This is a genomic window from Bradyrhizobium sp. AC87j1 (assembly GCF_002936975.1).
In the GTDB taxonomy this organism is placed as follows: Bacteria; Pseudomonadota; Alphaproteobacteria; order Rhizobiales; family Xanthobacteraceae; genus Bradyrhizobium; species Bradyrhizobium shewense.
This window is the reverse complement of sequence record NZ_PTFE01000229.1, coordinates 1-1,652: the sequence shown is the minus strand read 5'-3', so window position 1 is coordinate 1,652 and position 1,652 is coordinate 1. Positions and strand designations below refer to the sequence as shown.

Annotated in this window: 3 pseudogenes; 1 reads left to right on the top strand and 2 read right to left on the bottom strand. The window is 63.0% G+C overall.

Annotation, left to right across the window (positions count from 1 at the left end):
- Positions 1-153: pseudogene (locus tag CV770_RS40980) on the top strand (DDE-type integrase/transposase/recombinase); the annotation flags it as partial.
- A 7-nt stretch (positions 154-160) separates the two neighbouring features.
- Here the strand turns inward: CV770_RS40980 and CV770_RS40975 are convergent.
- Positions 161-1,558, bottom strand: a pseudogene (locus CV770_RS40975) (IS30 family transposase).
- Positions 1,527-1,652: pseudogene (locus tag CV770_RS44425) on the bottom strand (IS3 family transposase); the annotation flags it as partial. The pseudogenes CV770_RS44425 and CV770_RS40975, both read right to left, overlap by 32 nt.

Genomic DNA, 1,652 nt, shown 5'->3' with positions numbered 1-1,652 from the left:
GTCATCGACGCCTATGCTCGCAGGATCGTGGGCTGGCGGGCCTCGCGCACGGCGCATGCAGGCTTCGTGCTCGATGCGCTGGAGCAGGCACTACATGATCGACGGCCGGTCCATCGTGGCGGGCTCGTGCACCACAGCGACAGGGGCAGCCAAGGCGGATTCAAACGGTCGTCGCAACACCCAATGTTTCGCTCATGATAATAATTCGTCAAGCGCTTCTGCCGGCGTTTTCCAGCCCAGTGTCTTTCTCGGTCGGGCATTCAGGGCCGCTGCTACAGCGGATATCTCGTCGGCGCTGTGGATGCTCAGGTCTGTGCCTTTCGGGAAGTACTGCCGCAGCAAGCCGTTGGTGTTCTCGTTAGTGCCGCGTTGCCAAGGGCTTTGAGGATCGCAGAAGTAGACTTGGATACCCGCATCGATCTTGAGGCGGTCGTGCTGAGCCATTTCCGCTCCTTGATCCCAAGTCAGCGTGCGACGTAGCTCTTCGGGCAAACTGATGATGGTGCGCGAGATCGCGTCACGCACGGCTTCCGCTCCGTGTCCCGCGAGTGCAGGTCCGTTCTTCTTACGTGGAACTTCGCCATGCCCCGCCAGCCGGGGAAGGTGCAGTAGCATTGTGAAGCGCGTCGTGCGCTCGACCAACGTGCCGATCGCCGAGCTGCCAAGACCGAGAATGATGTCTCCCTCCCAATGTCCCGGCACTGCTCGATCGGCCGCTTCAGCGGGGCGCTCACTGATCATGATCGCTGGCGAGACGAAGTTCATGCCTCGCCTGCGTACGCGCGCCCTGGGCACGCGCAACACGCGCCCGGTTCGCAAGCAGGCCGTCAGCTCGCTGCGCAGTACACCGCGGCCCTGTACGAAGAGAGCCTGATAGATGGCTTCGTGGCTGATGCGCATCGTCTTGTCGTCCGGGAAGTCGATCGGCAAGCGTCGGGCAATCTGCTCAGGGCTCCATGCTTTGGCCCATCGTCGATCCTTTCGCCGGCCATGCCGGCGGCCGTTCCACCGAACGGAGGGGCCAGCAATACAAGCTCCGCTCGGGGCTACGACGCCGCCGGCAAGTCTCTCCGCCACATAAGTGCGCAAGGCTGCGTTGAGCGCAAGCTTGGTCGACTTGGGCCGGCGGGCAGATCGGTCTGCATGCCATTGGGCAGTTGTTGCCCGATATTCCAACCCGCCGCCGCGGGTGGCGGCGTTCCGCCGCAGTTCACGGGAGACCGTCGAAGCAGCCCGTCCCCAAGCGGCGCCCAATCTCCTGTATGGAATGGCCCTGCACCTTTAGAAGAGCGATCTCCTCGCGTTCAGCCAGTGAAAGGTAGCGCCCAGAGAGAGGCTTGGCCGAAGATCTGAACATCGCTGGTGGCATGCCGCCTGCCTTTCGGAACAATCTGCTTCCGACAGGTTGCGATAATCCGGCCTCAAGCGCAGCATCTTCGCTGCTCTGCCCTGTGGCAATCGCCTTCCAAAATCTATTCTGTTCATCGCGTCCGGCCACAGACGGCCGGCCTGGCGATGGCAATGGCGAGCCCGCCACGATGGACCGGCCGTCGATCATGTAGTGCCTGCTCCAGCGCATCGAGCACGAAGCCTGCATGCGCCGTGCGCGAGGCCCGCCAGCCCACGATCCTGCGAGCATAGGCGTCGATGAC